Here is a 23,080-nt window from a genome sequence, read left to right as displayed (position 1 = left end):
TAGCCTCGGTGACGGGTTCGAGAAATAATACCAGATTCGGAAGAGGAAAGCAAGCAGCTTCGTTAGAGCCCGTATTTATCCATCTGGTCGATAAAATTGCGCGATTTCCATTTCACATCGATATGCTCGTCCAGAAATTTGCGGATGAACAGCTTAAGCTGGCTTTTCGTCCCGGGTTTGACATCCGTTCTGCCGAGCCGCCGGATATCCATGTTCAAAAACAGCCGCAGGAGCTTGAGCATACCTTCCGTTACGGCAAGGGCACCGGGGTCGTTATGCCGGCAGCGTGGGCATAACGTTCCTCCCATCGGGATGCTTAGCGACATGGCGCCGTCGGTGGAGCCGCAGGAGACGCATTTGCCAAGCTCCGGCATGTAGCCTGCGATCGCCAATATTTTTAATTCGTAGATGTGCACGACGATTTGCGGATCTTTGCCTTCGTCGATCGCGTCCAGCGCCGCTTTCAGTTGGTCGAACAAGGGGGCATTGCGCTCGTTTTCCCCCATCGTTCGTTCCGTCAGCTCCATCAGATAAGAAGCGTAAGCCGCCTTATGGATGTCTTCCCGGAGTCCCTGATAAGCGTTCCCGATCTCCCCGCTGTTCAGCGTGCCCATCTGTCCTGCTTTGTAAATGACAAATTCGCCGTATGTAAAGGGCTGTGCGATGGCCGTATGGCGGCTTTTCAGCTTTTTGGCGCCACGCGCCATCACACTAAGCTTCCCTGCTTCTTTCGAGAAAATCGATAAAATTTTGTTGCCTTCCCCGTAATCGACGCTGCGAATTACGATGCCCTCGACCCGAACCAGCACAACCATTCCCTCTTCCCATGAGAGATCGAACTTGCTCTTTCCTCTATCACTCGTCCCGGTTAATTTAACTCGTCAGCGTCGTCCGAAACGATATCTTCCTCCTCCTCGGGGCGGACAGATGTCTGATAATCAAACTCCTTATACAGCAGATACGACTCAACGTCTCCGGTCATCGTAAAATACTTCCACGAAAAGTCACGCATGCGGCCCATCCTTTCACAGAGGAAATATTCTGCTTGTTCTGTCATAGGATGAGCGGTCAGCGTATCGAGTATCCAATGTAAAAATAGCCTATTGCCTCAGTCGTGACGGAAGCCCAAATCTTTAAGCACATGCTCGCGGTTGCGCCAGTCTTTTTTGACCTTTACCCACATCTCCAGAAAAATTTTGGAGCCGAGAAGCGCTTCGATATCCCGTCTCGCCTGCTTGCCGATTTCTTTCAGCAGCGCCCCTTGCTTGCCGATCACGATCCCTTTCTGCGAATCGCGCTCCACATAGATCACCGCGCCGATCGACACGATCCCGTTGTCTTCCACCTTCATATTTTCGATGGCAACCGCGATCGAGTGCGGGATTTCTTCCCGCGTCAGGTGAAGAATTTTCTCGCGAATCAGCTCGGCGCAGATGAACTGCTCGGGGTAATCCGTCACTTGATCCGAAGGATAATACTGCGGTCCGGGCTGCAAATATTTGCCGATCTGCTCCAGCAGCGTATTCACATTGTTGCCATTCAGCGCGGAGATCGGGACGATCTCGGCAAACGGATATAGATCCTTGTAAGCGGTAATGATCGGAAGCAGCGCTTCCGGATGAACCTGATCGATTTTGTTCAGCACGAGGAATACCGGAGTCTGCACGTTTTTGAGCCGTTCGATAATGAAACGGTCGCCGCCTCCGAGACCGTCTACGACGTCGACAAGGAATAATACGGCATCGACCTCATCCAGCGTATTTTCCGCTACCTTCATCATATAGCTGCCGAGTTTGGACTTCGGTTTGTGAATGCCCGGCGTATCAAGGAAGACGATTTGCATCCCTTCCGTCGTGTACACGCCCTGAATCTTATTTCTCGTCGTCTGGGCTTTGTCGGACATGATGGCGATTTTTTGGCCGATCACCTGATTCAGCAAGGTCGACTTGCCGACGTTCGGTCGGCCGATAATGGCAACAAAGCCCGATTTATGTTGGTCCTTCATAGTTTCCTCCAGTTGGTTGGGGACGCCCCCCTAATCACTTAACACGTTGGATCTTGCCTAATATCGAACAGGAGCCATTTTCTCTAGAATAACCGAATCCGACTTGCCTGAATCCCGATGTTTCTAAACCGGCAATTGGGCAGCCGTCATTTCCCGGTCAAATCTTTGGGACCAAAAGCGCCCGGGAGCAGCCCGGAGACGGTCATGCGGGCGATGTCGCCCTTCAGGTTGGCCATAATAACCGGCATGTCCGGAGCGCACAGCTCCAGCAGTACCTGGCGGCAAACGCCGCAAGGCGAGATCGGCCCTTCCGTATCGCCGGCAATCGCGATCGCAGCGAACGTACCGGGCTGGTGACCGTCGGCGATCGCCCGGAAGAGCGCTGTCCGCTCCGCGCAATTCGTCGGGCCGTAAGCCGCATTTTCCACATTACAGCCGTAATGAATGCCACCCTGTCTGTCCAGCAAAGCGCTGCCGACGCGAAAAGCGGAATAGGGCGCATAGGCGCGCTCGCGGGCGGCTAGCGCGTGGCGGATAAGCTGCTGCTCTTCGATCCCGTTGCTGCTCATAGGCGGCTCCCTTCTTCCTCACATATAATTGATCAAGTAAAAGGCAAGGGCGGTCATGACTGACCCGATGAGGGCTCCGGCCGCCAATTGCGGCAGCTGCCGGCTCCGCTTGTCGTACAGGACGAACATAAGCTGGATCGACAAGCTGTAGCCCAGCAAGGCGACTAAAGTATTCGCTGTCAATAAAGCGATCCATGTGGCGATCGCAAACGATACGGCGGTCAACAAGCTCGGCCGGAGCGGAATCCGCTGATTGGAAAACCGCGTCTGGGCGACGATGACCGTCATCGCAACCAATGCGACCAGCGTCCAGATCAGTCCCGGCGTAAGGCCGCTCTTAGCGGTGCCAGCCTCCCGGATCAATCTCTCGATCGGTTCGTAGAATACAACCATACCGACTATAGCGGCAAAAACCGCCGATACGAGAACGGCGGCCGCAGCTACGTCTTTAGCGATTTTCGCCAGCGGATGGCGGTCCGGCATCGCCAGATCGACCGCCTTCTCCACTGCGGTATTGATAAGCTCGCAAACGATCACGAGCGTAACCGACAACAACACGAATAAGATTTCCGTCTTCGGAAGCTTGAATACGATCGCCAGAATGAGCGTTATAATCGCCGCTGAAAAATGAAACTGCATGTTCTGCTGGGAAGCTAAGGCGTACCTCAGCCCTTCGTAAGCGTACCGGAAGCTCCTGCGGAACTTCTTGACGTCTCTCATCTATGCAGCCCGGCTTTTTGCAAAACCGCCTCCTGCTTGCCGAACATCGCGCGCTCCGATTCCTCGTCCTCATGATCGTAGCCGACCAGGTGCAGAAAACCGTGTACGAACAGGAAACCGAGCTCGCGCTCGAGCGAATGTCCGTACTCTTCGGCCTGCGCGATCGCCCTCTGGACGGAGATCACGATGTCGCCGATCGGATCGGGGTAGGACTCGTCTTCCGGAACGTCCCCGATCTCATCGCCGGCCGGGCCGGCTTTCTCCTCGTCGTCCTCTTCCTCGTCATCCGTCCCGTATACGATGCCCGGCTCGTCTTCGGTGCTCTCCAGCATCGAAAACGACAACACATCGGTCGCTTTATCGATATTGCGGTACTCCCGGTTCAATTGCCGGATCGTCTCGTCGTCGACGAAGCTTACGACCACTTCGCCGTCCTCGATCCCTTCCGCTTCGGCGGCAATTTTCAGCAGTTCCTCCAGCCGGGCGATGAGCGGCTCACCAATCTGTATCGCATCCTGCTCGCTGTTCCAGTTTAAGCTTAAACTCATCCGTCACCGTCTCCTTACGCTTGTTTCGCTTCCTTGGCATCCGTGCTTGCCGCCGGGGTGTCCGCCGGATATTCGATCCGGGAGTGGAAGATGCCCAGCAGCGTTTCGTTCAACGTCTTCGCGATCGTCTCCAAATCTTTGAGCGTCAAGTCGCACTCGTTGAATTGGCCGTCGTCCAGACGTTCCTTTATAATTTTACGTACCATCGTATCGATCTGTTCGATCGAAGGATTGCGCAACGACCGTACGGCCGCTTCCACGCCGTCGGCGATGCCGATGATCGCCGCTTCCTTTGACTGCGCCTTCGGACCCGGGTAGCGGTATTCCTCCTCGGGAATCGGCTCTTCGCCTTCCTGCTGCAGCTTCTTGGCCTTGAAGTAAAAAAACTTCAGCAGTGTCGTTCCGTGATGCTGCTCGGCAATGTCGCGGATCGGCTTCGGCATGTTATGCTCCTTCAGCATCTCGACTCCGTCGCGGGCGTGAGCGACGATGATCGATTTACTCAAGGAAGGCTCGATAGAATCGTGAGGGTTTTCAATGTTCGTCTGGTTTTCGATAAAATAGCTGGGTCTTTTCGTTTTGCCTATATCATGGTAATACGAGCCTACCCGGCAAAGCAAACCGTTCGCTCCGACCGACTCGGCCGCCGCCTCCGACAGATTGCCGACCATCACGCTGTGGTGGTACGTGCCCGGCGTCTCCGTCAGCAGCTTGCGCAGCAGCGGATGATTCGGGTTCGACAGCTCGACGAGCTTGAGCGGCGACAAGATGCCGAACGCCACCTCGAAGAACGGCATCAGTCCGATGACAAGCACCGCCGTCAGCAGCCCGGACGAAACGGAGAAAGCAAAGGCCAGTATAATCTCGGTGCGCGAATAAATATTATCGAGAAAAATAAGTGCCACGATCGTGATCGATCCGAACAGCGACACCATAATGCCTGCCTTGAGTATCGACGCCCGCTGATGTGCCCGCTGGATCGCAAAAATCGAAGTCAGACATACGACCAGCGCCGGCAGCCCGTATCGGAAATCGAACAGCGATACGCTTCCCTGGTTGTATATAATGCTCGCCAGGATAGCGAAAATGACCGATGAAATCAAAGCGATCGGCATCCCGATCAAAATCGTGATCAGCATGGCGCCCAAAGCGACCGGCGCCAAATAACCGATATTCGAATATTCGAGGTTTTGCCCGAGCGCGACAATCTTCATCCCGGCTACGTTCAAGACATAAATAAGGACGAGCATCAGCAGTTGGACATTGCCTGTCCGGATCGGCTGTTCGCTTTGGCGGATAAACATGAACAAGGACAGCACGAGCAGCCCGCTCAGCACAATCAGCCCCAGCTGAGGCAAATAGCTGACCTTTTCCTTAAGCAGATCCATCGCTTTCAGCCGCTCGTACGTTTCCTCCGTCACCAGCTCGCCTTTGTGAATCAGCACGTCGCCCTTGTTGATGTAGACCGGCTTCGTATTTTCCCGCGCCTTCGCCCGTTCTTCTTCAGTCCCCTTCTGGTTGGCGAATTTGTTCGGCGTGATGACGAATCTGGCGATTTCCTGAACCATCTCGCGGGTCGTATTTTTGGTAAGCGTAGACGTGTTGACCAGTTCCGCGACCCGGGCGCGCGCCGTCTGCGCGTTGAGCAGCTGGTCGCTCATCAGTCTGCCGACTACATCGATCGCTACCGGCTCCATCGCGTCGAGATCTTCCTTGGACAACCTTGGCAGCTTGAAGTACACTTCCTCGGGAATCCGGTACTGCTGGTCGCGCAGCGCGGCCTTCACTTCGTTAAGCAGCGGTTCGTTGGCCGGGTCGCTGGACTTGATCGAGCCGTACAGCATCTCGGCATGGTCGTTGTACATCGTCGGAAACACCGAACGGAACACATTCACCTTGTCTGCCGCCGCCAACTGATCGTCGGCGTTGATTTGCCGCAGCTTGGCGATGATCGCCTCGACCAGCTGTTCGTTTTTCATCGACAAAATGGAATAGACGGGCTGCACCCGTCTTGCTGCTTCTTCCTTGACCTTTTCGGTTTCGATTGCGTTCTGGTACTGTTCCGTGGCGTAGATCGTCTTCTCGCTGACTGCTCCAAGCTGGACATTAAACGTCTGCGGGATCACTCTTGAATCAACCGCTATGTAAAACAACAATCCCAGCAATACGAACAGCAGAAGACGGATCCCGAAGCTGGTCTTCCAGCCGCCCGGCCGGATCGATGGTTGTCCGTCGTTGGAATTCCGCTGGTTTTGAACCACTCTCGTTCAGTCCTTTCTTTATGGTCAGGACTAAAATCAGGGTCAGCCCTTTATGTTCATATCTTCCTGCTGATACGCGACGATAATTTTCTGTACGAGCGAATGGCGGACTACGTCCTGGTCGGCGAAATAGACGATTCCGATCTCTTCGATCGACTTCAGGATACGTTCCGCCTCGACAAGGCCGGAATTTTTGCCTCTCGGCAAATCGATCTGCGTCTTGTCGCCGGTGATCACCATTTTAGAACCGAATCCGAGGCGGGTCAAAAACATCTTCATCTGCTCCGGCGTCGTGTTCTGCGCCTCATCCAAAATGATGAATGAATCGTCAAGAGTTCTCCCGCGCATATAGGCGAGCGGCGCGATCTCGATCAGCCCGCGCTCCAGTGACTTGGCCACCTGCTCGGGTCCTAGCACGTCGTTAAGTGCATCATACAACGGTCGTAAATAGGGGTCAACCTTTTCCTGGAGGTCTCCAGGCAAAAAGCCGAGGCTCTCTCCCGCTTCCACCGCCGGGCGGGTCAGCACGATCCGCTTGACCTGAGCTTCCTTCAGCGCGACGACGGCGAGCACGACGGCCAAATACGTCTTGCCCGTACCTGCAGGTCCGATGCCGAACACGATGTCCCGCTTGCGGATCGTCGAGACGTAGTGGCGCTGGCCGATCGTCTTGACCCGGATCGGCTTGCCGCGGTAGGTCGAAGCAATTTCCCCTTTGAACAGATCGAGCAGCTGGTCGGCTTTCAACTCTTTGGCGAGCTCGATTGCGTACAGAATGTCCCTCTCGGTAAGCGGATAATTGTTGCGGATTAATTGAAGCAGCACGTCGAACAGCTGCTCCAGCCACTTCAGTTCGGCTGGCGCCCCCTGGATGACGAGCTCCGCTTCGCGGGTATTGATTTTCGCTTCCGTTTCACGTTCGATCAGTTGGATGAACTTGTCCTGCGGTCCCAGCAATGCAAGCCCTTCCGCTGCATTATTGAGTGTGATTTTCAAATGTGTCGCTTGATTCAAAAAAGCCTCAGTCCCTTTGTCGTCGTAGTCGAATGCGGGTTCCTCTGCGCCGCTGCCGCCGGCCGGTCATGGAACGATCGGCTGCTCGACGGCGATCGGCTGTTCGATCTCGAAAAGCACTTTCATATAAACTTTACCATTGTCCGACTTTTCATGCAAAATAATCTTTTCGCTCTTGTATACGGCGCCTTCTCCGGCCGCTGATACAACCTCGGTCCGAGCCCGCTCGAGCGCGATCGCTTTCGCCTCCTCGGGCTCCAGTTGAACTTCCTCGACGTTCGATTCCAGCAGCGTCTCCTTCAGCCAGCCGAACGGCAGCTTCCAATTACGCCATTGCACCGTCCGACGGTCCGGTATCGATTCGAACTGGCCAAATGGCAGATCGCCGTAACCGCTCACCTGCAGCGCCCTGCTGCCGATCACCAGATAGGAGCGCGTCTTCGTCTCCCCGGTATATACTTTGCGGGTCAGCACCAGAGGGATTTCTACGGACGCCTCGGTCCAGACGATCCCTCGAACCGTCCCTTGGGCGACGACGGTTTGCTGATTGGATTCGTCTCCGATAATGCCCGAGATCAGAATATCGCCCTTGCTTACGTTTGTGTTGGGCTTCACCAACGGCTTTCCTTTTTCGGCCAATATTTGAGTGACCAGCGCGTTTTTGGACGCAACGAGATGGCGCGGACTCATCAGCTCGCGCGGATCGGGACGCGACGATTCAACCACCTTGATTCGAATTTGCGTCCCCTGCACCTCCACGCCTACCCAAGCGGTGCCGGGCAGCCGGTTTTGCAGCCTGTGGGACAGCATGTCCGGGTCCTCGAGCCGGAACTTCCATTGAAACCGGTAAATGCCGTGCTCTTTCGCCGCCTGTACGATCTCAGCCCTGCTCAGCTTCTCGTTGCCTTCCACCTCCACTTGCCAGACGAGCATGGACAGCGTGTAAATCGCCAGGAAAAAGCAGACAATGCCGACAAGAAACATTTTTCGCCGCCCGAGCTTGTCCAGCACGAAAGGAAACCCGTAACGCCCTTTCACGTGCAGCTTCATGCCCGATTCCTTCAAAATCGGGCGAAGCCTGAAAAAATCGCGGATGACGATATACAGCTCCGCCGTCTCCTGATCCGTGTAACGGATATCCCAGATAGCGAACCGGCTGTCGATCAGCGTGTTCAGCACTTTCTCCATCCGGGGACCCCGCAGCTCGACACATACATATCCCCGCACCCGGTTGAATAACGTCGTTTTCACATCCTGCTCCTCCTTCACAACGGCTTGTACACGATACGCCCGCAAGGGGCTATTCCGAATACCGGATGTCGGTGATGACCCCTTCTATGAACACTTCTTCCGGTAAGATCGCTCTGATCACCAACTGCTTGCCGCGTATTTCCAGTTGACCCTGGGTCAAGCCAAGCTTAAGCACTTCGCTGGAAAAATGGAGAACGCCGCGATGGTTCTCGATATACAGCTGTCGGTTGCCGATCATCGTGAATCGGGGAATATCCAGCACGACGTCCTGAGGGAGGTCGAGCAGTTTGGCTGTTAGTTTGCTCAGTCGCCGGTTCCATGGCAGCATGTCGCGCGGTCCTCCTTGCCTTATAACCGTAGCTTCTACCACCATATGCGGGAAAAGGGCAAAAAAGACCGTTTGACGGCCCCTGCCGTCACTTTGCCGCAATAAAAAAGCGTTTATCCATGTCTTCGGTCGTCGTATAGGCAAAATTTCCTCCTACAGCAGATCAACACAATGAAAAGTGCTTTTGTTTTATGGTTTTTGAGCGCGGGCCTGCCCGCTACCATACAGCCCGTGAATTAATCGGAAGTTTACCTTCCGCTATCTGTTGTTCGCAGCAGGAAATTGACATTTAGCGGAACATTTTGTTCCGTTATTTTCAGCGTAAACGTCTTTATCCCTTTAATAGTCCAAAATAGAGGAAGCCAACCTTCCGCTACAGCGTGAAAGTAATGTATTAGCGGAAATTACAGAAGTCATGCTTCCGCTACGTGATGGCTGCGAATCCAAAAAAAAGCCTCACCGCGACAGTAAAGCCGCGATGAAGCTCTTCCTTCAAGCCCAATCATTTCGGCTTGAAGCGTATAATCCGATCGTCGCTTGCAGCCGGCGTTCCGCGTCCGTCCCGGTTGTTGGTCAGCAGGTACAGCGACCCGTCCGGCCCTTCGGTCACATTCCGGATTCTCCCGAACTGCCCCTTCCACAGCGACTCTTGCCCGGTGACGCGAACCGGGTCCGCGCCTTCGAGCGTCAGCTTCAGCACCTGCTCGCCCCGCAGCCCGGCGACCAGCAGACGGCCTTTCCAAGGTCCGTTGGCAACAAAGGTCATTCCGGACGGGGCCCAGGTCACGGACGCCCCAGAATGAAGCAGAGGCGTTCTCAGGACGGTCCCCGCCGGCAGCGGCTGCTTCGCCTCCTTCGTATCTCCCTCGATAAGCGGCCAGCCGTAGTTGGCGCCCTTCTCGATGATGTTGATCTCGTCCTTGGACGTCTGTCCGTGCTCCGAGCTGAACAGCCGCCCGCTCCCCGGTTGCCACGCCAGTCCTTGCGGATTGCGATGGCCATAACTGTACACCGGCGATTTCGGATCGGGATTGTCCGCCGGAATCGTGCCGTCGGAGCGGATGCGGAGAATTTTGCCGGCCAGACTGCCCGGAGTCTGCGACAACTCCCGCTCCTCGGCGTCTCCCGTCGTCACGTACAGCAGCCCGTCCGGTCCGAAGCGGATTCGCCCGCCGTCATGGTTGCGCTGCCCGGGAATGTCGGCCAGCAGGACACGGTCCAGCTTCGCCTTATTTCCCTCGACCACGAGACGGAGCACCCGGTTTTTAATTCCGTTCATTTCGTAAGAATGGTAAGTATACATGTAACCGTTTGCGGCAAAGTCCGGGTCCAGCGTCAGCCCGAGCAGACCGCTTTCGCCAGTGCTGACGAACGGCGGCCCGCCAAAGGCGAACACCGGTTCCGGAAGAAGCTTGCCTTCCGCGATAACCCGGATCGTCCCCGGCCGCTCGGTGAAGAACATCCGGCCGTCCGGGGCGAATGCGAGATCCCACGGCACATTCAGCTTGTCGGCAACGATTTCCGGCTCTCCGTAAGGAACTGCCTCCGCAGCGCCCCGGTGGCCGGAGCCGTCCTGTCCGGCTTGAACCGGATTCCCTGCATCGCGGTTCGTGCCGACCTCTTCCCGCTGACAGCCGGTGAAAAAAAGCAGCACCGCCACCGCCGCGATGCTGCTAAGAATCCATCCGTATCGTTTCATTTTTATTTGTTTCCTCCCTAGCGGTTTTTCCCGCCAAACGGTTTCTTGGATCGAGGAGGTCCTAAAATTTCCGCCCACATCATGCCCCGCATCGCCTCATTCGGGGACAGCTCCAGCTCTCCTCCTTCACCGGGAGCGCCGGTGAGCCCACGCCCCGTTCCCGATACCGGCGAGTCTCCGATTCCGGACGTTGCGACGGAGAGCGGGGCCGTCAAGTCAGCTCGTCTGTCGGTCCGCTCCGCCGGACGAGCCTGCGTGCGCTCCTCCGAACCGGATGCTTCCGGCTGCGGGTAGGACGGCTCCGGCCAACGGCGGTCCGTGCGGCTCGGGTCTCCTCCGAACGAAGGCATCATCGGATTGGACTTGGGCCGTCTGCGGCCGTTTTGCCCGTTCCCGCCTTCTTTTCGGAGCTTGGCCAGAAACGTCAGCGCAATACCTGCGACGAAGATCACCAATCCCAAATTGGCCGATAGGAACTCCAGCAGCCGTTCCATCACTCGTGATCCTTATCGTTTTTGTCCGGCTGTCCCATCTTGCCGAACGAAGACCGCATCTGCGTATCCGACTCGATATTGCGCAAGTTCATATAGTCCATCACACCCATCTTGCCTTCCCGGAGCGCTTCGGACATCGCCAGCGGCACCTGCGACTCGGATTCGACCACGCGGGCGCGCATCTCCACGACGCGGGCTTTCATCTCCTGCTCCTGGGCGACGGCCATGGCGCGGCGCTCCTCGGCTTTCGCCTGGGCGATCCGCTTGTCCGCTTCCGCCTGCTCGGTCTGAAGGTGCGCGCCGATGTTTTTGCCGATATCCACATCCGCAATATCGATGGACAAAATTTGGAATGCCGTGCCGGCGTCGAGCCCTTTGCCGAGAACGGTACGGGAGATCATGTCCGGGTTTTCCAGCACCTGCTTGTGCGTATCGCTGGAACCGACAGACGTAACGATACCTTCGCCGATCCGCGCGATGACCGTTTCTTCGCCGGCGCCGCCCACGAGCCGGTCGATGTCGGCACGAACCGTTACCCGCGCCCGCACTTTGACCTCAATGCCGTCCTTCGCTACCGCGGATACCATAGGCGTCTCGATTACTTTCGGGTTAACGCTCATCTGTACCGCTTGCAGCACATCCCGGCCGGCCAGGTCGATCGCGGCCGCACGTTCGAACGACAGCGGAATTTGCGCCCGCTGGGCGGCGATCAGCGCGTTAACAACGCGGTCTACGTTACCTCCAGCCAAGTAGTGGCTCTCCAACTGGTTATTCGAAATCGGCAATCCGGCCTTATGAGCCTTAATGAGCGGGTTGACAATCCGGCTCGGGATGACCCGGCGAAGACGCATCGCCACCAGGGTGAATATCCCGATGCGAACGCCGGACGCCAGCGCCGAAATCCACAGCATGACCGGGAAAAAGCTGAAAAATACCGAAAGAACGATAATCGATAGGGCAACGATAAGCAAAATGAAAATGTAAGACGGCTCCATGTATCGAACTACCTCCCTGATAATAGTTGGACGTGCCTGATTAACACGCTGTTACATTTGCTGAACGGTTACGACGCCGCCTTCGACCTTGACTACCTTGACTGGACGATTCGCTTCGATAAACTCGCCTGCCGTTACGACATCGACTCTCTCGTTAAAAAATTCCGCCGTACCGGCCGGGCGAAGCGGGGTCAGCGACGTACCGACCGCCCCGAACAGATGGTCTTTCGAGGTGTGCGAGACGTAGCCCTGCTCCGTCTTCATCTCGTCGCGCAAAATGAACCTGTTCCAGATGCCGTACCGCTTGAATAGTTTCACCACGATGAAAATCACGATCGCGGAGAGTGCGGAAGCGATGCCGAGAGACAGCAGCGCATTGCCGGTATCGAAAGCCGCCAGCACGACACCGCTGATGATCGATAGGATACCCAATATACCGAGAATGCCGAAGCTGGGAACAAAGATTTCGATAAGAAGCAGCAAGACGCCCGCAATGAACAGCACGATATCTTCCCCTCCCGCAAATCCGGCCACGTAGTGACCGAAAAAATAAAGCCCGAATCCGCTGATGCCGAGTATCCCCGGAATGCCGAAACCCGGAATCAGCAGTTCGATCACCACACCGGCAATTCCGACGATCAGAAGCACGGTCATCACGACCGGATGGACGAGAATCCGCGCCAGCTTCTCGGCGAAGCTCGGCTCGAACATGATGACGGTTGCGCCTGTCAGCCCTTTACTGGCAATCGCTTCCTCCACCGACGATACGATTTGATCCGCATACCCGACTTTGAGGGCTTCGTCCGCGGTCAGCGATACGATCTCGCCTTTGCCGACCGTCCGGCCGATTTGCGGCATTTCGGTGATCCCGTTTTTGTCGACCATGCCTTCGGCGATCTCCGGATTGCGTCCTCTCAGCTCGGCCGCCGCCCGCATCTCGCTGGACCAGTGCGATACGATCTTGGCGCTCTCGATCTCGTTGCCTCCAAGATCGACGACAGCAGCCGAGCCGATCGTGCTGCCGGGACTCATCAGGATGCTGCCGGCGTTCAAGGCGATATAGCTGCCGGCGGATACCGCACGGCCGTGTACGAACGCGGCAGTCGGAACCGGGCTTTCCCGGATCAGCAGGCCGATTTGCTCGGCCGAATCGAGGCGTCCGCCAAGCGTGTCGATATCGAGCACGATCAGCTCGGCGCGAGCCTCCCGGGCATCCTCGAACGCCCGCTCCAGAAAGCTATACAAGCCGCTTTCAACCGTCTGCCGGACGGGAACGACATACACGAGCTTCCCCGGCGATACTCCGTCCGATTGAGCCGCCTGAGCGGTCTTGCTGGCGAGCTGCACCCCTACCCCAAGCATCACCGCACCGGCCAGAACGACGGCGAGCAGCACATACGTCAAAAGCTTCAATCGAGGTCCATGAACACCATTTCTCATAGCTCCTCCTTCATGACGGACCTCAACCGGGGGAACCGGAGCGCCGCCATCCATCCTATTTCCTCTTAAGTATGTTCTACGTAAGCGGAGAAAGAATGTTTCAATAAATGTTCATAATGATCCGAACGATCTTGCACCCAACAAAAAAACACCCCGCATGGAGTGTTGTTTTTGTCGGTAGTACGGTGTCGGAACATCTCGGCCTTCACTGAGAAAGAAGCTGCTGAACGATCTGGTTAACGAGTCGGCCGTCGGCACGACCCTTCACCTTAGGCATCAGCGCGCTCATCAATTTGCCTAATTCCGCTTTGGAAGAAACTCCAGTTTCCTGGATCGTCTGCGATACGACAGTTTTAATCTCTTCCTCGGTTAATTGCTCCGGCATATATACGGCAATGACTTCAAGTTCTTTCTTCAAAGTCTCGGCGAGATCGTCCCGGCCCGCCTTTTCGAATTCCTGGAGGGAGTCTTTGCGTTGTTTGATCTCGCGATTCAGAATATCAAGTACTTCGTTGTCGTCCAACGTCTTCTTTTGATCTATCTCAACGTTTTTAATCGCCGATCGAATCATTCGGATGACGGATAGTGAGAACTTGTCCTGATTCTTCATGGCTCGCTTCATATCTTCGTTCAACTGTTCGCTTAAGCTCATGAGATCCTCCTAGAACTTTCTCTTACGAGCAGCCTCCGACTTCTTCTTGCGCTTAACGCTAGGCTTCTCATAGTGTTTGCGCTTTTTGACTTCCGCCAAGACACCGTCTTTCGCAATGGAACGCTTAAAGCGACGAAGTGCAGCATCTATGGTTTCATTTTTGCGAACTCGAGTTTCGGACACTAGTTTTCCCTCCCTCCGAACAGACCGTCCAAGACGAAAACACTGTTTATCAAACTACATTATAATTGAAACGGAAAGGGGGTGTCAACCTACCGCCCTGAACCCCTTCGACAGCCGCCTCAAGCCTTGACGTTTAAGCCCCCAAGCTGCTCGCCGCCGAGCACGTGCACATGGATATGATACACGAGCTGACCGCTGTCAGGCCCGACATTGTTTACGAGCCGGTACCCCGATTCGGCGATGCCCAGATCGTCGGCTACCTGCTTGGCCGTAAGCAGCAGCTCGCCCAGGACGGCTACATCCTCCTCCTGCGCTTCGTTCATCGAAGCGATATGCTTCTTGGGGATGACGAGCACATGGGCCGGCGCAAGCGGCTGGATGTCGTGAAAAGCGAGTACGCGGTCGTTCTCGAACACTTTGCGGGACGGGATTTCTCCCTTGACGATTTTACAAAAAATGCAGTCATCCATCTCCAACACTCCATTTTCACGTTAGAATAAACGGATAATCACTTGCGACAAATATTCCATCTCCAGCCGCTCGGTCATAAAATCGACGATCAGCTTCTGCTGGCGCTGCTTGAGCTCTTCGTCGTCAGGCGCTTTCTGGAGCTGCTCCTCGGAGGCGATTAGTTCGTCGCGAAGCCAGACGAGCTCTTCCTGTTGCTCCTGCACCGTCTTCACCAGCTTATCCAGCTCCTCCGTCTCCAGAACGAGCTCGGTTATATAGTTGTAACATCCGGCGAATGTATTCTCATTTTGGTAAAATTGCTCTTCCGGATATTTGGTGCGGATATATTGCTGCATCCCCAGACCGATAAAGTGCGCGGTCACTTCCGGTTTGCAGTTCATCTTCAAATAACGGAGAAATCCTTGCGGCGAGCTGCCTTCCGGATTGCTCATGTCGGCGTCTGCGCCGTACGACTGCTTGTAGATCCAAGCCAGAATTTTAAGCTCGGACCCAGTGTAGATGCGGTGGACGAGCAGCTCGTGCAGATCGTCCTTCAGCCCTTCGATCGATTCGATTGAATCGCAGTAATGGACAAGCTGGTTAAACACCAGATTTTTATAGTTGAGCAGATCATGGAAATCTTTCTCATGTTCGACTCTGGACAGCAGACTATGCAAACTTTGCTTCAAAATGCTTACATTCGATGCCTCGGCAAAAACCGGATTGTTCACCATCATCTCGTCGTTCGTCATAAAATAATCAACCACGGCATGAATATCGTGGATGCCGGTATACGTAATCGTCGTCATTAAAGTGGAGACTCCCTCCTGGTAGGTTTCATTTGTCCTCTTCATGATACCAGAAAACGAAGGCTCGTGCAGGAAATGTTGCTCGGCGCCGGGCCCGGCGCGGCTTTGCCCGCTGTCCGTCCGGCAAACTCTTGCAAACGCGCGGGCAAGGAAGCCGCTCAAGGGGTTCGTTCCGGAACGTCTCCCGGCTCGATATGGACATGAACTTCCATAATCTTATGTTTGGCTTTCAGTCTTTTCTCGATATGTTCGCTAATGCCATGGCTCTCGATCACGTTCAGATTCGGATCGACCTCGACGATCACGTCCAGCAGCACCCGGCTGCCGTACACGCGGGCGCGAATATCTTTCGTATACGTCACTCCGGGCGTGCGGCCGATCGTCGCACGCAGTCCGTCCAGCTTGTCTTCCTCGAAGCCGTCCGTCAGCGCGTGGGTGGAAGACTTGAAGATGTCCCACGCCGTCTTGCCGATGACGATGGAAACCGCCACTGCGGCAAGCGGATCGAGCCAGGGGAGGCCGAGCTGCGAGCCGAATATGCCGACCGCCGCTCCGATGCTGACGAAAGCGTCCGATCGGTTGTCGTGGGCCGCCGCATGCAGCGCCCGGCTGTCCAATTTCTCGGCAAGTTTGCGGTTGTACATATAGACGGCGAACATGGCGATCGCAGCGGCGATCGCAATCCAGCCGGCCTTCAGATCCGGTGCGGGCCGTTCGCCGGCAAACAGCGACTGCATCGCCCCCCACAGCACGTTCACCGCTACGCCGGCCATCACGACCGAAGCGATCAGCGCGGCGATCGTTTCCGCTTTGAAATGCCCGTACGGATGGTCGGTATCCGGCGGCTTCTGGGCGATCCTCAGCCCGATCAGGACGGCGACCGATACGAACACGTCGGACATATTGTTCATACCGTCCGCTGTTAACGCTTCCGATGCGAAATAAAACCCTGCGCCCACCTTGAAAACGGACAGCAGGATGTAAGCCGCGATGCTGACCCAGGCTCCTTTTTCCCCTTGCTTCAAATCTGCGTACCCGTCCATGCCTGCTCCCTCCGATTGCCAACCTGCCGAAAAAACATGAACCCATCGTACCAGACGACAATCGAGTGGGTCTAGAGAAACAGTTTTATACGGAAGCCGCTTTGATGAGAGGAGGAAACAATTTTCCCTCCAGCAAATAGTATTGCCGGAGGGCCACCCTTTAGCCCTATACGGGCTACCACCGTTCGGAGACGACTTTCGCCTGGGTGAACAGCAGCAAATAGTCGCGGCCTCCTGCCTTCGAATCGGTCCCCGACATATTGAAGCCGCCGAACGGATGAACGCCTACGAGCGCTCCCGTACATTTGCGGTTGAAATACAGGTTGCCGCAGTGCATCCGGTCCCGGGCGTATTCCAGATGCTCCCGGTCGTTCGAGAATACGGCGCCGGTTAAGCCATATTCCGTATTGTTGAATATGTCGACCGCGTGCTCGAACGATTCCGCCTTGCATACGGCAAGCACGGGACCGAATATTTCTTCGTGCATGATGCGCGCGTCCTCGGCGACGTCGGCGAAAACCGTAGGTGCGATATAGTATCCGTCTCCCACCGCTTTGCCTCCTCCCGCAACGAGCCGCCCTTCCCCTTTGCCGATCTCGATATAGTCCAATATTTTATGATACGCCTTGCTGTCGATGACAGGACCGATGTCCGCATTATGCTCCGGCGGACCGACCCGGAGCGCTTCCGTCTTGGCTATGACCCGTTTCAGCACCTCGTCGTACACGTCCCGGTGCAGGATGGCGCGCGAGCCTGCGGAGCATTTCTGCCCCTGATAGCTGAATGCCGACTGCACGATTGCCACCGCCGCTTCTTCCGGATCGGCCGAGCTGTCCACGACAACCGCGTCCTTGCCGCCCATCTCCGCGATGAACCGCTTGATCCACAGCTGGCCCGGATGGGTAACGCCCAGCCGCTTATGAATGCGCAAGCCGACATCGCGGGAGCCGGTGAAGGAGACGAACCGCGTAAGCGGATGATCGACCACATAATCGCCGATCTCCGATCCCGCTCCCGGCACGAAGTTCAGCACTCCGGCAGGCAGGCCCGTCTCCGCCAGCAGCCCGGCGAATTTGGCGGCGATGACCGGAGAGGTCGAGGCCGGCTTCAGCAGGACGGTATTCCCGGATACGATTGCCGCCGCGGTCATGCCCGCCATAATCGCCAGCGGGAAATTCCAGGGCGAGATGACGGCGCCGACCCCTAGCGGGATGTAGGTCAGCCGGTTGTCCTCTCCGGCAACCGGAGTAAGCGGCTGGGGAGCCCCGAGCCGGATTGCTTCGCGCCCGTAAAATTCGAGAAAATCGATCGCCTCGGCAACGTCCGCGTCGGCTTCGCTCCAGTTTTTGCCGACTTCGTACACGAGCCAGGCCGCATACTCGAACTTGCGTCTGCGCATGAGGGCGGCCGCTTTGAATAGATAGCCGGCCCGGACGTCCGGAGCGACGAAGCGCCATGTGTCAAATGCGCGTTTCGCCGCGGCCATCGCCTTCCCGGCGGCGGCAACGTCCGCCTGCGCCACGAGACCGATCGTCCGGCTTAACGAGCCCGGGTCGATGGAGGCGGCGACACGTCCCGTGTATACGGGCTCCCCGTCTATGACGAGCGGATAAGTCCGGCCCAATTGGCCCGCCGCGAGACGCAAAGCCTCCCGCATAGCGTCGGCATTCGCCGGGAGCGAGAAGTCGGTGAACGGCTCGTTCCGGAATTGGTTTCTGTTCATGTACACGAACCTCGTGACAGCGAATTCAAGATTTAAACATCGATTTCAAGACGAAGCGCACGTTCGCCGGACGCTCGGCCAGCCGCCGCATGAAATAGCCGTACCAATCCCGGCCGAACGGGACGTACACGCGCATCTTGTAGCCCAGACCGGCAAGCTCCCGCTGGCGCTGGGGGCGGATGCCGTACAACATTTGAAATTCGAAACCGGACCGGGGAATGCCGTTCTCCTCAGCGAAACGGATGACGGAATCGATAATCCGGTCGTCATGTGTCGCGACAGCGGCATAATGGCCGTTTCGCAACTGTTTCTCGATCAGACGGATGAAGTTCCGGTCCACATCGGATTTATCCGGAAATGCGACCTCGGCAGGCTCTTTGTAAGCGCCTTTCACCAATCGCACATTCGGCGCATATTCGGCTAACCGGTCCAAGTCGGCCTCGCTTTTGTACAAGTAGGCTTGAAGAACAAGCCCCACCGCCCCGCCGAACTCGTTATGAAGCGACTGAAACAGCTCGATCGCCGGTTCGTTATGGGCATAATCCTCCATATCGATCCGGACGAAGCTTCCGTACTCCGCCGCCCGGCCGACAATCCGCCTCATATGGCTCCGGCAATCTCCGGCCGAGAAGTCCAATCCGAGCTGGGTCAGCTTAACAGACAAATTGCAGCTTATTCCGGCCTTTGCAATCTCGTCCAGCGTATGAAGACACGCTTCCGCCGCTTCGGCCGCCGCCTCCTTCGTCTCCACGAACTCGCCCAAATGATCGAGCGTCCCTTCCATGCCGGCTTCGTTTAACCCGGTGACGGCCCAGATCGCCTCGGAGACCGTGACTCCAGCGACAAACCGGCTAGCCCCGAGCCGAAGCCCGAACCGTTTGGCCGTCCGGTGGGCCAAACGGTTTCTGGATAAATACAGCAGCATATTCCTCATCAATCGTTCCATAACGACTGACACCTCCGTGCCGGCGCTTCGCTCTCATGCGAAATCGGCCGCCTGCAATACTATATGCCCACCCTCGGTCGCAGCGTGACTCAGCAAACCCGGACGAATAGAAACAGGAGCCGCCCCGATTCAGGCGACTCCCGCAATTTGCATTCCACAACCGTCCGGGAGGCAATCCTCCCGGGTTATCCATTATACCACCGTCAGTTCTTTGGAAACGGAAGCATTCACCGATTCGCCTCCGTCGTCCGTCACGATTACAATATCTTCGATCCGCACACCGAATTTGCCGGGCAAATAAATCCCGGGTTCGACGCTGAACACCATGCCCGCTTCTACCGGCAGCCCATTCCCCGTCTGCACGCTCGGCTCTTCATGCACGTCAATGCCCAACCCGTGACCGGTCCGGTGAATAAAATACGGGCCATAACCGCCCTGCTCAATGACCGCGCGGACCGTACGGTCGATCTCGGACAGCGTCACTCCGGGACGAACTGCCCGCAGACCGGCCAAATGCGCTTCCTTCACGAGCTCGTACACGTCCCTCTGCTCGGCTGAAGGCTCGCCGCCCACGGCAAACGTCCGGGTCATATCGGAGCAGTAGCGGTCCAGTTTCCCTCCGGTGTCCACGATTACGAAGTCGCCTTCGCGCACAACGGCCGTTCCCGGTGCGTGGTGCGGATTGGCGCCGTTCGCGCCGGCCGCCACCGTCGGATCGAACGACAGCTCCCGAATCCCTTCGCGGCGCCACAGTTCCTGCAGCTCGTCCAGCAGCTTCTCCTCGCTGCTGCCGACGCGAAGATAAGTCTGGAACGACTCCATCACCCGATTGGCGACTGCCGCCGATTTGCGGATCAGCTCCAGCTCGCCGCGGTCTTTCACCATCCGGAGCCTGCCGGTCATCTCCGTCCCGCTGCGCCAGTCGACATGAGGCCGGTGGTTCATCAGCCGGAGCAGATGGCCGCTGGGCCAGCTGTCATCGATGCCGACAACGCCCGCGTGAGCGATCCCCCTGGCCAGCAGCGCGGATGCGTCTTCGCCGTCCCGCCAAAACAGCGTCTCCATCCCAAGCGAACCAAGCTCGCCCCGGTGCAGATCGGGCGCAATCAGGAATGCGTCCCTCTCACGGCGGACGACCAAGGCGGTAAGCCGTTCATGCGCTTCGATCCAGACGCCGGTAAAATAAAACAGATTGGCGGCCGACGTTACGATTACCGCATCGGCCTGCGCTTGCTCCAGCAGTTGCCGGAGCTTTCCTATTCTTACGGGATACGGCGACCCGTTCCTCATCATGCGATCATCGATCCTTTCTCGGGAAAATGACATTGCCGGCATGTAACGCTCCGGTATCCCGCTTCGCGGCCTGTACCCTTATCCTTATTCTTCGCATTCGGCGCCCTTTCCTTCCGCAGGACGAACCGGCAAAAAAACAGGGCCGCCTCCGCGCGTACGGGAGAAGACCCCTGTATCTATCTTATTACGCCTTTTTCAATAGAAAGGAAGCAGCGACAAGGCGAGCAGCGCCGCAAGCGGCAAAACGACTCTGCGGAATCGTCCGCCCGGGTAGTACGGATTAAAATAAGGCGGGTAAAACCCTCCCGGCACATACGGAAAATATCCTCGCCGGTCGTTGGCCTCGTCGCCCGGCCTTACCGGAACGGCCATATAGACGTATTCCTCGTCTACAAACTCGATAATTCCGTCCACAGTGCCCCCGTCCGCCACCTGAATCCGCACATACCGGTGCATATGCTCCCGGCATAACGCCTGTGCTTCGTGCTTATGCATCTTCCAGCACCTCCATACCAACCATGATATTCACCCATGGCCGGATGGTTCCGTTCAAGCGGCGGCAAAGCTTCGCTTAAGCTGTGCCGGAAAACAGCCCTTCCGGAAGCTTCGCTTCCCATTGGGACGGTGCTTCAAGGCCAAGCGCGTGAACGATAACGGCAGCCGTATCGGTAATCGTCAAGCTGTCCGGGACCGCAGATCCCGTACGGACGCCCGGCCCCGCACATGCCCAAAATATCGTTTGGTCCAGCGGGTGGCTGCTTCCGTGACTGTCCGGACGCTCTCCCCCGCCGCCGTGATCCGACAGCACGATAAACAACGTCTCTTCCGTCCATCCCCGGGCCGCCACCGCCTCGATCACCTTGCCGGTCCGGCCGTCGGTCTCCGCGATCGCCTGCAACTGTCCGGCCGTACCGTATCCATCCTTGTGACCGGCCATATCCGGAGCATCGAACTGGATGAACATCAGGTCCAGACCGGAACATTCGCGGATATGCGCAGCCGCCGCTTCGGCAAGCTCATCGTCGCCCAGACTTACGAACCGGACGCCGGCCGATTGTTCAATAATCCCGTTATTGATCGGCTTCCAGCATACAAAAGAAGCCAGCTCGCCAGCCGGTCTCGCTTCCCTCACCGCTCGGAATACGGACGGATAAGGGGATTGCTCCGGATACGCGCGGCTTGCCGCGATTCCGTTGTCGAGTCCGTGCTTGAGAGGGCTGACTCCGTGCAGCATGGAACCCCAGCATTGCGCGCTAATGGTCGGCATAACCGCTTGCGCCTCGTAAGTACAAGACCCTCTTGCGATCAGCCGGTCCAAATTCGGCGTCCTTGCTTCGCGGACAAAATTGCCCGCACCGTCCCATCCGATAACGATCACTCTTTTGGCGAACATGATCCATCTCCTCCCGTAATCTGATCCGTCTTACGAACCGCCCCACAGCCCGACGGACACTACGCCGGCCGTTATCACGACAGACATGGCGATCCGTCTGCTTCCCTGCTGCTCCTTCAGAATGAATATGCCGAGGATCGTTCCGAAGACGGTACCCATCTCCCGGATCGGAGCGAGATGCGACAGTGGAGCGAGCTTCACGGCCAGCAAAAACAGCAAGTACGAGCCCGGAGACAAAAAGGTGCCGGCAACAATTCTCCAGCGATTCGCCTTCCACTCCGTCCGCAGCCTGCCTTTCCGCAAAGCAAGCGGCGTCATAAGCCCGATATATGCGATATTGCACAATTCGATCAGCGCGAGCGGGGATATGTATTCCAGCACCACCTTATCGGTGGACACATATCCGGTAATGCACAACCCGACCGCCGCCGCAGGCCACAGATGTCGCAGCCTGGTAACCGACAAGGAACCGCCTCCGATCGCCAGCAATCCGAACACGATACAGCCGATCCCGATCCATCCGGCCAGCGTCAACGATTCGCCGAATATCGTCACTCCGGCAATCGGGACGAGCAGCGCTCCGAGTCCGCGCATGAGCGGGTATACCTGAGACATATCCCCCTTGGAGTAGGCGAGCGGAAGCAGGAGAAAGTATCCGCACTGAAACAGCATGGACAGCCCCATAAAAGCATATCCGCGAAGCGGGATACGGGCTTCGCTCAGCTCAGCAATGAAATAAGGCAGCAGCAGCACGAACGACCCGATATGAATCGCCCACAAAAAAGCGCTTTTGTTTATACTCGATTTCGTAAATAAGTTCCAGACGGCATGCGTAAATCCAGAGGCGAGCACCAATCCGAGCGCAATGGAAATCCCCGCTCCCTCCCATCCCAATGTTGTCGATCCCATCATAACGCCGTGAAATGAATATCGTCAACAGGAAATACAACTAAACGCAACTAAAACAACTAATTAACAAGTTTATTTGTTGCAATCATACACATCAAAACAACATCATAAATAAACAGCAGCAATAACAACAAATCAACAACAACAAACAACGACTGCTCCATCCAGTCTCACGCAAATCCGAATCACCCGGTACGGTACCGGCTCGGCTCCGATCACGACGAGGATGTCCGACGCTTTACATATACTACCGGTCCAATAATTCCCCTGATATTCAGCTCCTCTCTAATGAAAAACCGCAAGCAGCGAAAAGTCGCGGTTCCCAGAGAGAAAACGCGCAAAATAAGCGCTTCGA

At 56.5% G+C, this 23,080-nt stretch carries 25 protein-coding genes; all 25 read right to left on the bottom strand.

Annotated elements, in window-relative coordinates; all coding sequences use genetic code 11:
- Positions 1-62 precede the first annotated feature (62 nt).
- Positions 63-809 (bottom strand): DNA repair protein RecO, encoded by a 747-nt coding sequence (gene recO, locus PV433_RS22775; protein ID WP_332074360.1) that lies wholly within the window; start codon positions 807-809, stop codon positions 63-65.
- Between the two features lie 59 nt (positions 810-868).
- Positions 869-1,012, bottom strand: a complete 144-nt coding sequence (locus tag PV433_RS22770; RefSeq protein WP_190926045.1) for a YqzL family protein — start codon at positions 1,010-1,012, stop codon at positions 869-871.
- A gap of 96 nt (positions 1,013-1,108) precedes the next feature.
- Positions 1,109-2,005 (bottom strand): GTPase Era, encoded by an 897-nt coding sequence (gene era, locus PV433_RS22765; protein ID WP_332074330.1) that lies wholly within the window; start codon positions 2,003-2,005, stop codon positions 1,109-1,111.
- 146 nt (positions 2,006-2,151) lie between these two features.
- Positions 2,152-2,574: a cytidine deaminase gene (cdd, locus tag PV433_RS22760; protein ID WP_442951562.1), complete on the bottom strand. Its 423-nt coding sequence runs from the start codon at positions 2,572-2,574 to the stop codon at positions 2,152-2,154.
- Between the two features lie 18 nt (positions 2,575-2,592).
- Positions 2,593-3,294, bottom strand: a complete 702-nt coding sequence (locus PV433_RS22755) for a diacylglycerol kinase family protein (protein ID WP_332074329.1) — start codon at positions 3,292-3,294, stop codon at positions 2,593-2,595.
- The gene (gene ybeY / locus PV433_RS22750; RefSeq protein WP_332074328.1) at positions 3,291-3,842 is read right to left on the bottom strand and encodes an rRNA maturation RNase YbeY; all 552 of its coding nucleotides are present in this window, start codon (positions 3,840-3,842) and stop codon (positions 3,291-3,293) included. The genes PV433_RS22755 and ybeY overlap by 4 nt, the downstream gene beginning before the upstream one ends.
- Before the next feature lie 14 nt (positions 3,843-3,856).
- Positions 3,857-6,103, bottom strand: a complete 2,247-nt coding sequence (locus PV433_RS22745) for an HD family phosphohydrolase (RefSeq protein ID WP_317891162.1) — start codon at positions 6,101-6,103, stop codon at positions 3,857-3,859.
- Between the two features lie 42 nt (positions 6,104-6,145).
- Positions 6,146-7,117 carry a PhoH family protein gene (locus PV433_RS22740; protein WP_332074327.1) on the bottom strand — a complete coding sequence of 324 codons (972 nt, stop codon included), beginning with the start codon at positions 7,115-7,117 and terminating at the stop codon, positions 6,146-6,148.
- Between the two features lie 66 nt (positions 7,118-7,183).
- A complete protein-coding gene (gene yqfD / locus PV433_RS22735; RefSeq protein ID WP_332074326.1) occupies positions 7,184-8,368 on the bottom strand; it encodes a sporulation protein YqfD in 1,185 nt (394 codons plus the stop codon).
- Between the two features lie 49 nt (positions 8,369-8,417).
- Entirely contained in the window at positions 8,418-8,696 is a 279-nt protein-coding gene (gene yqfC, locus PV433_RS22730; protein WP_190926032.1) for a sporulation protein YqfC, read from the bottom strand.
- 502 nt (positions 8,697-9,198) lie between these two features.
- Positions 9,199-10,395 (bottom strand): PQQ-dependent sugar dehydrogenase, encoded by a 1,197-nt coding sequence (locus tag PV433_RS22725; protein WP_332074325.1) that lies wholly within the window; start codon positions 10,393-10,395, stop codon positions 9,199-9,201.
- A 17-nt stretch (positions 10,396-10,412) separates the two neighbouring features.
- Positions 10,413-10,889: a hypothetical protein gene (locus PV433_RS22720; RefSeq protein WP_332074324.1), complete on the bottom strand. Its 477-nt coding sequence runs from the start codon at positions 10,887-10,889 to the stop codon at positions 10,413-10,415.
- On the bottom strand, positions 10,889-11,884 hold the full coding sequence (floA, locus tag PV433_RS22715) for a flotillin-like protein FloA (protein ID WP_332074323.1): 996 nt from the start codon (positions 11,882-11,884) through the stop codon (positions 10,889-10,891). Before floA ends, PV433_RS22720 begins: the two co-directional genes overlap by 1 nt.
- Before the next feature lie 51 nt (positions 11,885-11,935).
- Complete coding sequence (locus PV433_RS22710) at positions 11,936-13,324, bottom strand: NfeD family protein (RefSeq protein ID WP_332074322.1); 1,389 nt, start codon at positions 13,322-13,324, stop codon at positions 11,936-11,938.
- A gap of 205 nt (positions 13,325-13,529) precedes the next feature.
- Positions 13,530-13,976, bottom strand: coding sequence for a GatB/YqeY domain-containing protein (locus PV433_RS22705; protein WP_190926022.1), 447 nt, complete (start codon positions 13,974-13,976; stop codon positions 13,530-13,532).
- Between the two features lie 9 nt (positions 13,977-13,985).
- Positions 13,986-14,159, bottom strand: a complete 174-nt coding sequence (gene rpsU, locus PV433_RS22700) for a 30S ribosomal protein S21 (RefSeq protein ID WP_010491812.1) — start codon at positions 14,157-14,159, stop codon at positions 13,986-13,988.
- A 119-nt stretch (positions 14,160-14,278) separates the two neighbouring features.
- Positions 14,279-14,629: a histidine triad nucleotide-binding protein gene (locus PV433_RS22695; RefSeq protein ID WP_332074321.1), complete on the bottom strand. Its 351-nt coding sequence runs from the start codon at positions 14,627-14,629 to the stop codon at positions 14,279-14,281.
- A gap of 21 nt (positions 14,630-14,650) precedes the next feature.
- Positions 14,651-15,418, bottom strand: coding sequence for a hypothetical protein (locus tag PV433_RS22690; RefSeq protein WP_332074320.1), 768 nt, complete (start codon positions 15,416-15,418; stop codon positions 14,651-14,653).
- 158 nt (positions 15,419-15,576) lie between these two features.
- Complete coding sequence (locus tag PV433_RS22685) at positions 15,577-16,461, bottom strand: cation diffusion facilitator family transporter (protein ID WP_332074319.1); 885 nt, start codon at positions 16,459-16,461, stop codon at positions 15,577-15,579.
- Positions 16,462-16,636: 175 nt separating this feature from the next.
- On the bottom strand, positions 16,637-18,184 hold the full coding sequence (gene pruA, locus PV433_RS22680) for an L-glutamate gamma-semialdehyde dehydrogenase (RefSeq protein WP_332074318.1): 1,548 nt from the start codon (positions 18,182-18,184) through the stop codon (positions 16,637-16,639).
- A 25-nt stretch (positions 18,185-18,209) separates the two neighbouring features.
- Entirely contained in the window at positions 18,210-19,130 is a 921-nt protein-coding gene (locus tag PV433_RS22675) for a proline dehydrogenase family protein (protein ID WP_332074317.1), read from the bottom strand.
- Positions 19,131-19,322: 192 nt separating this feature from the next.
- Positions 19,323-20,423, bottom strand: coding sequence for a M24 family metallopeptidase (locus PV433_RS22670; protein WP_332074316.1), 1,101 nt, complete (start codon positions 20,421-20,423; stop codon positions 19,323-19,325).
- A gap of 195 nt (positions 20,424-20,618) precedes the next feature.
- Complete coding sequence (locus tag PV433_RS22665) at positions 20,619-20,918, bottom strand: hypothetical protein (protein WP_190926009.1); 300 nt, start codon at positions 20,916-20,918, stop codon at positions 20,619-20,621.
- 76 nt (positions 20,919-20,994) lie between these two features.
- Positions 20,995-21,816: an alkaline phosphatase family protein gene (locus PV433_RS22660; RefSeq protein ID WP_332074315.1), complete on the bottom strand. Its 822-nt coding sequence runs from the start codon at positions 21,814-21,816 to the stop codon at positions 20,995-20,997.
- 30 nt (positions 21,817-21,846) lie between these two features.
- Complete coding sequence (locus PV433_RS22655; protein ID WP_332074314.1) at positions 21,847-22,710, bottom strand: DMT family transporter; 864 nt, start codon at positions 22,708-22,710, stop codon at positions 21,847-21,849.
- Positions 22,711-23,080 lie beyond the last annotated feature (370 nt).

Origin of the sequence: Paenibacillus sp. GYB004 (assembly GCF_036577605.1) — a bacterium.
GTDB classification, from domain to species: Bacteria; Bacillota; Bacilli; order Paenibacillales; family NBRC-103111; genus Paenibacillus_AB; species Paenibacillus_AB oceani.
The sequence above is the reverse complement of the archived record's forward strand: the minus strand, read 5'-3'. Positions and strand labels throughout refer to the sequence as shown.

Coding starts and splice junctions, on each gene's coding strand:
- ybeY (WP_332074328.1), bottom strand. CDS start 3,842: ATGAGTTTAAGCTTAAACTGGAACAGCGAGCAGGATGCGATACAGATT.
- PV433_RS22720 (WP_332074324.1), bottom strand. CDS start 10,889: ATGGAACGGCTGCTGGAGTTCCTATCGGCCAATTTGGGATTGGTGATC.
- PV433_RS22705 (WP_190926022.1), bottom strand. CDS start 13,976: ATGAGCTTAAGCGAACAGTTGAACGAAGATATGAAGCGAGCCATGAAG.
- PV433_RS22670 (WP_332074316.1), bottom strand. CDS start 20,423: ATGATGAGGAACGGGTCGCCGTATCCCGTAAGAATAGGAAAGCTCCGG.
- pruA (WP_332074318.1), bottom strand. CDS start 18,184: ATGAACAGAAACCAATTCCGGAACGAGCCGTTCACCGACTTCTCGCTC.
- yqfC (WP_190926032.1), bottom strand. CDS start 8,696: ATGCTGCCATGGAACCGGCGACTGAGCAAACTAACAGCCAAACTGCTC.
- PV433_RS22685 (WP_332074319.1), bottom strand. CDS start 16,461: ATGGACGGGTACGCAGATTTGAAGCAAGGGGAAAAAGGAGCCTGGGTC.
- PV433_RS22755 (WP_332074329.1), bottom strand. CDS start 3,294: ATGAGAGACGTCAAGAAGTTCCGCAGGAGCTTCCGGTACGCTTACGAA.
- PV433_RS22660 (WP_332074315.1), bottom strand. CDS start 21,816: ATGTTCGCCAAAAGAGTGATCGTTATCGGATGGGACGGTGCGGGCAAT.
- floA (WP_332074323.1), bottom strand. CDS start 11,884: ATGGAGCCGTCTTACATTTTCATTTTGCTTATCGTTGCCCTATCGATT.
- PV433_RS22690 (WP_332074320.1), bottom strand. CDS start 15,418: ATGACGACGATTACGTATACCGGCATCCACGATATTCATGCCGTGGTT.
- PV433_RS22695 (WP_332074321.1), bottom strand. CDS start 14,629: ATGGATGACTGCATTTTTTGTAAAATCGTCAAGGGAGAAATCCCGTCC.
- PV433_RS22665 (WP_190926009.1), bottom strand. CDS start 20,918: ATGCATAAGCACGAAGCACAGGCGTTATGCCGGGAGCATATGCACCGG.
- PV433_RS22710 (WP_332074322.1), bottom strand. CDS start 13,324: ATGAGAAATGGTGTTCATGGACCTCGATTGAAGCTTTTGACGTATGTG.
- cdd (WP_442951562.1), bottom strand. CDS start 2,574: ATGAGCAGCAACGGGATCGAAGAGCAGCAGCTTATCCGCCACGCGCTA.
- PV433_RS22675 (WP_332074317.1), bottom strand. CDS start 19,130: ATGGAACGATTGATGAGGAATATGCTGCTGTATTTATCCAGAAACCGT.
- PV433_RS22725 (WP_332074325.1), bottom strand. CDS start 10,395: ATGAAACGATACGGATGGATTCTTAGCAGCATCGCGGCGGTGGCGGTG.
- era (WP_332074330.1), bottom strand. CDS start 2,005: ATGAAGGACCAACATAAATCGGGCTTTGTTGCCATTATCGGCCGACCG.
- PV433_RS22770 (WP_190926045.1), bottom strand. CDS start 1,012: ATGCGTGACTTTTCGTGGAAGTATTTTACGATGACCGGAGACGTTGAG.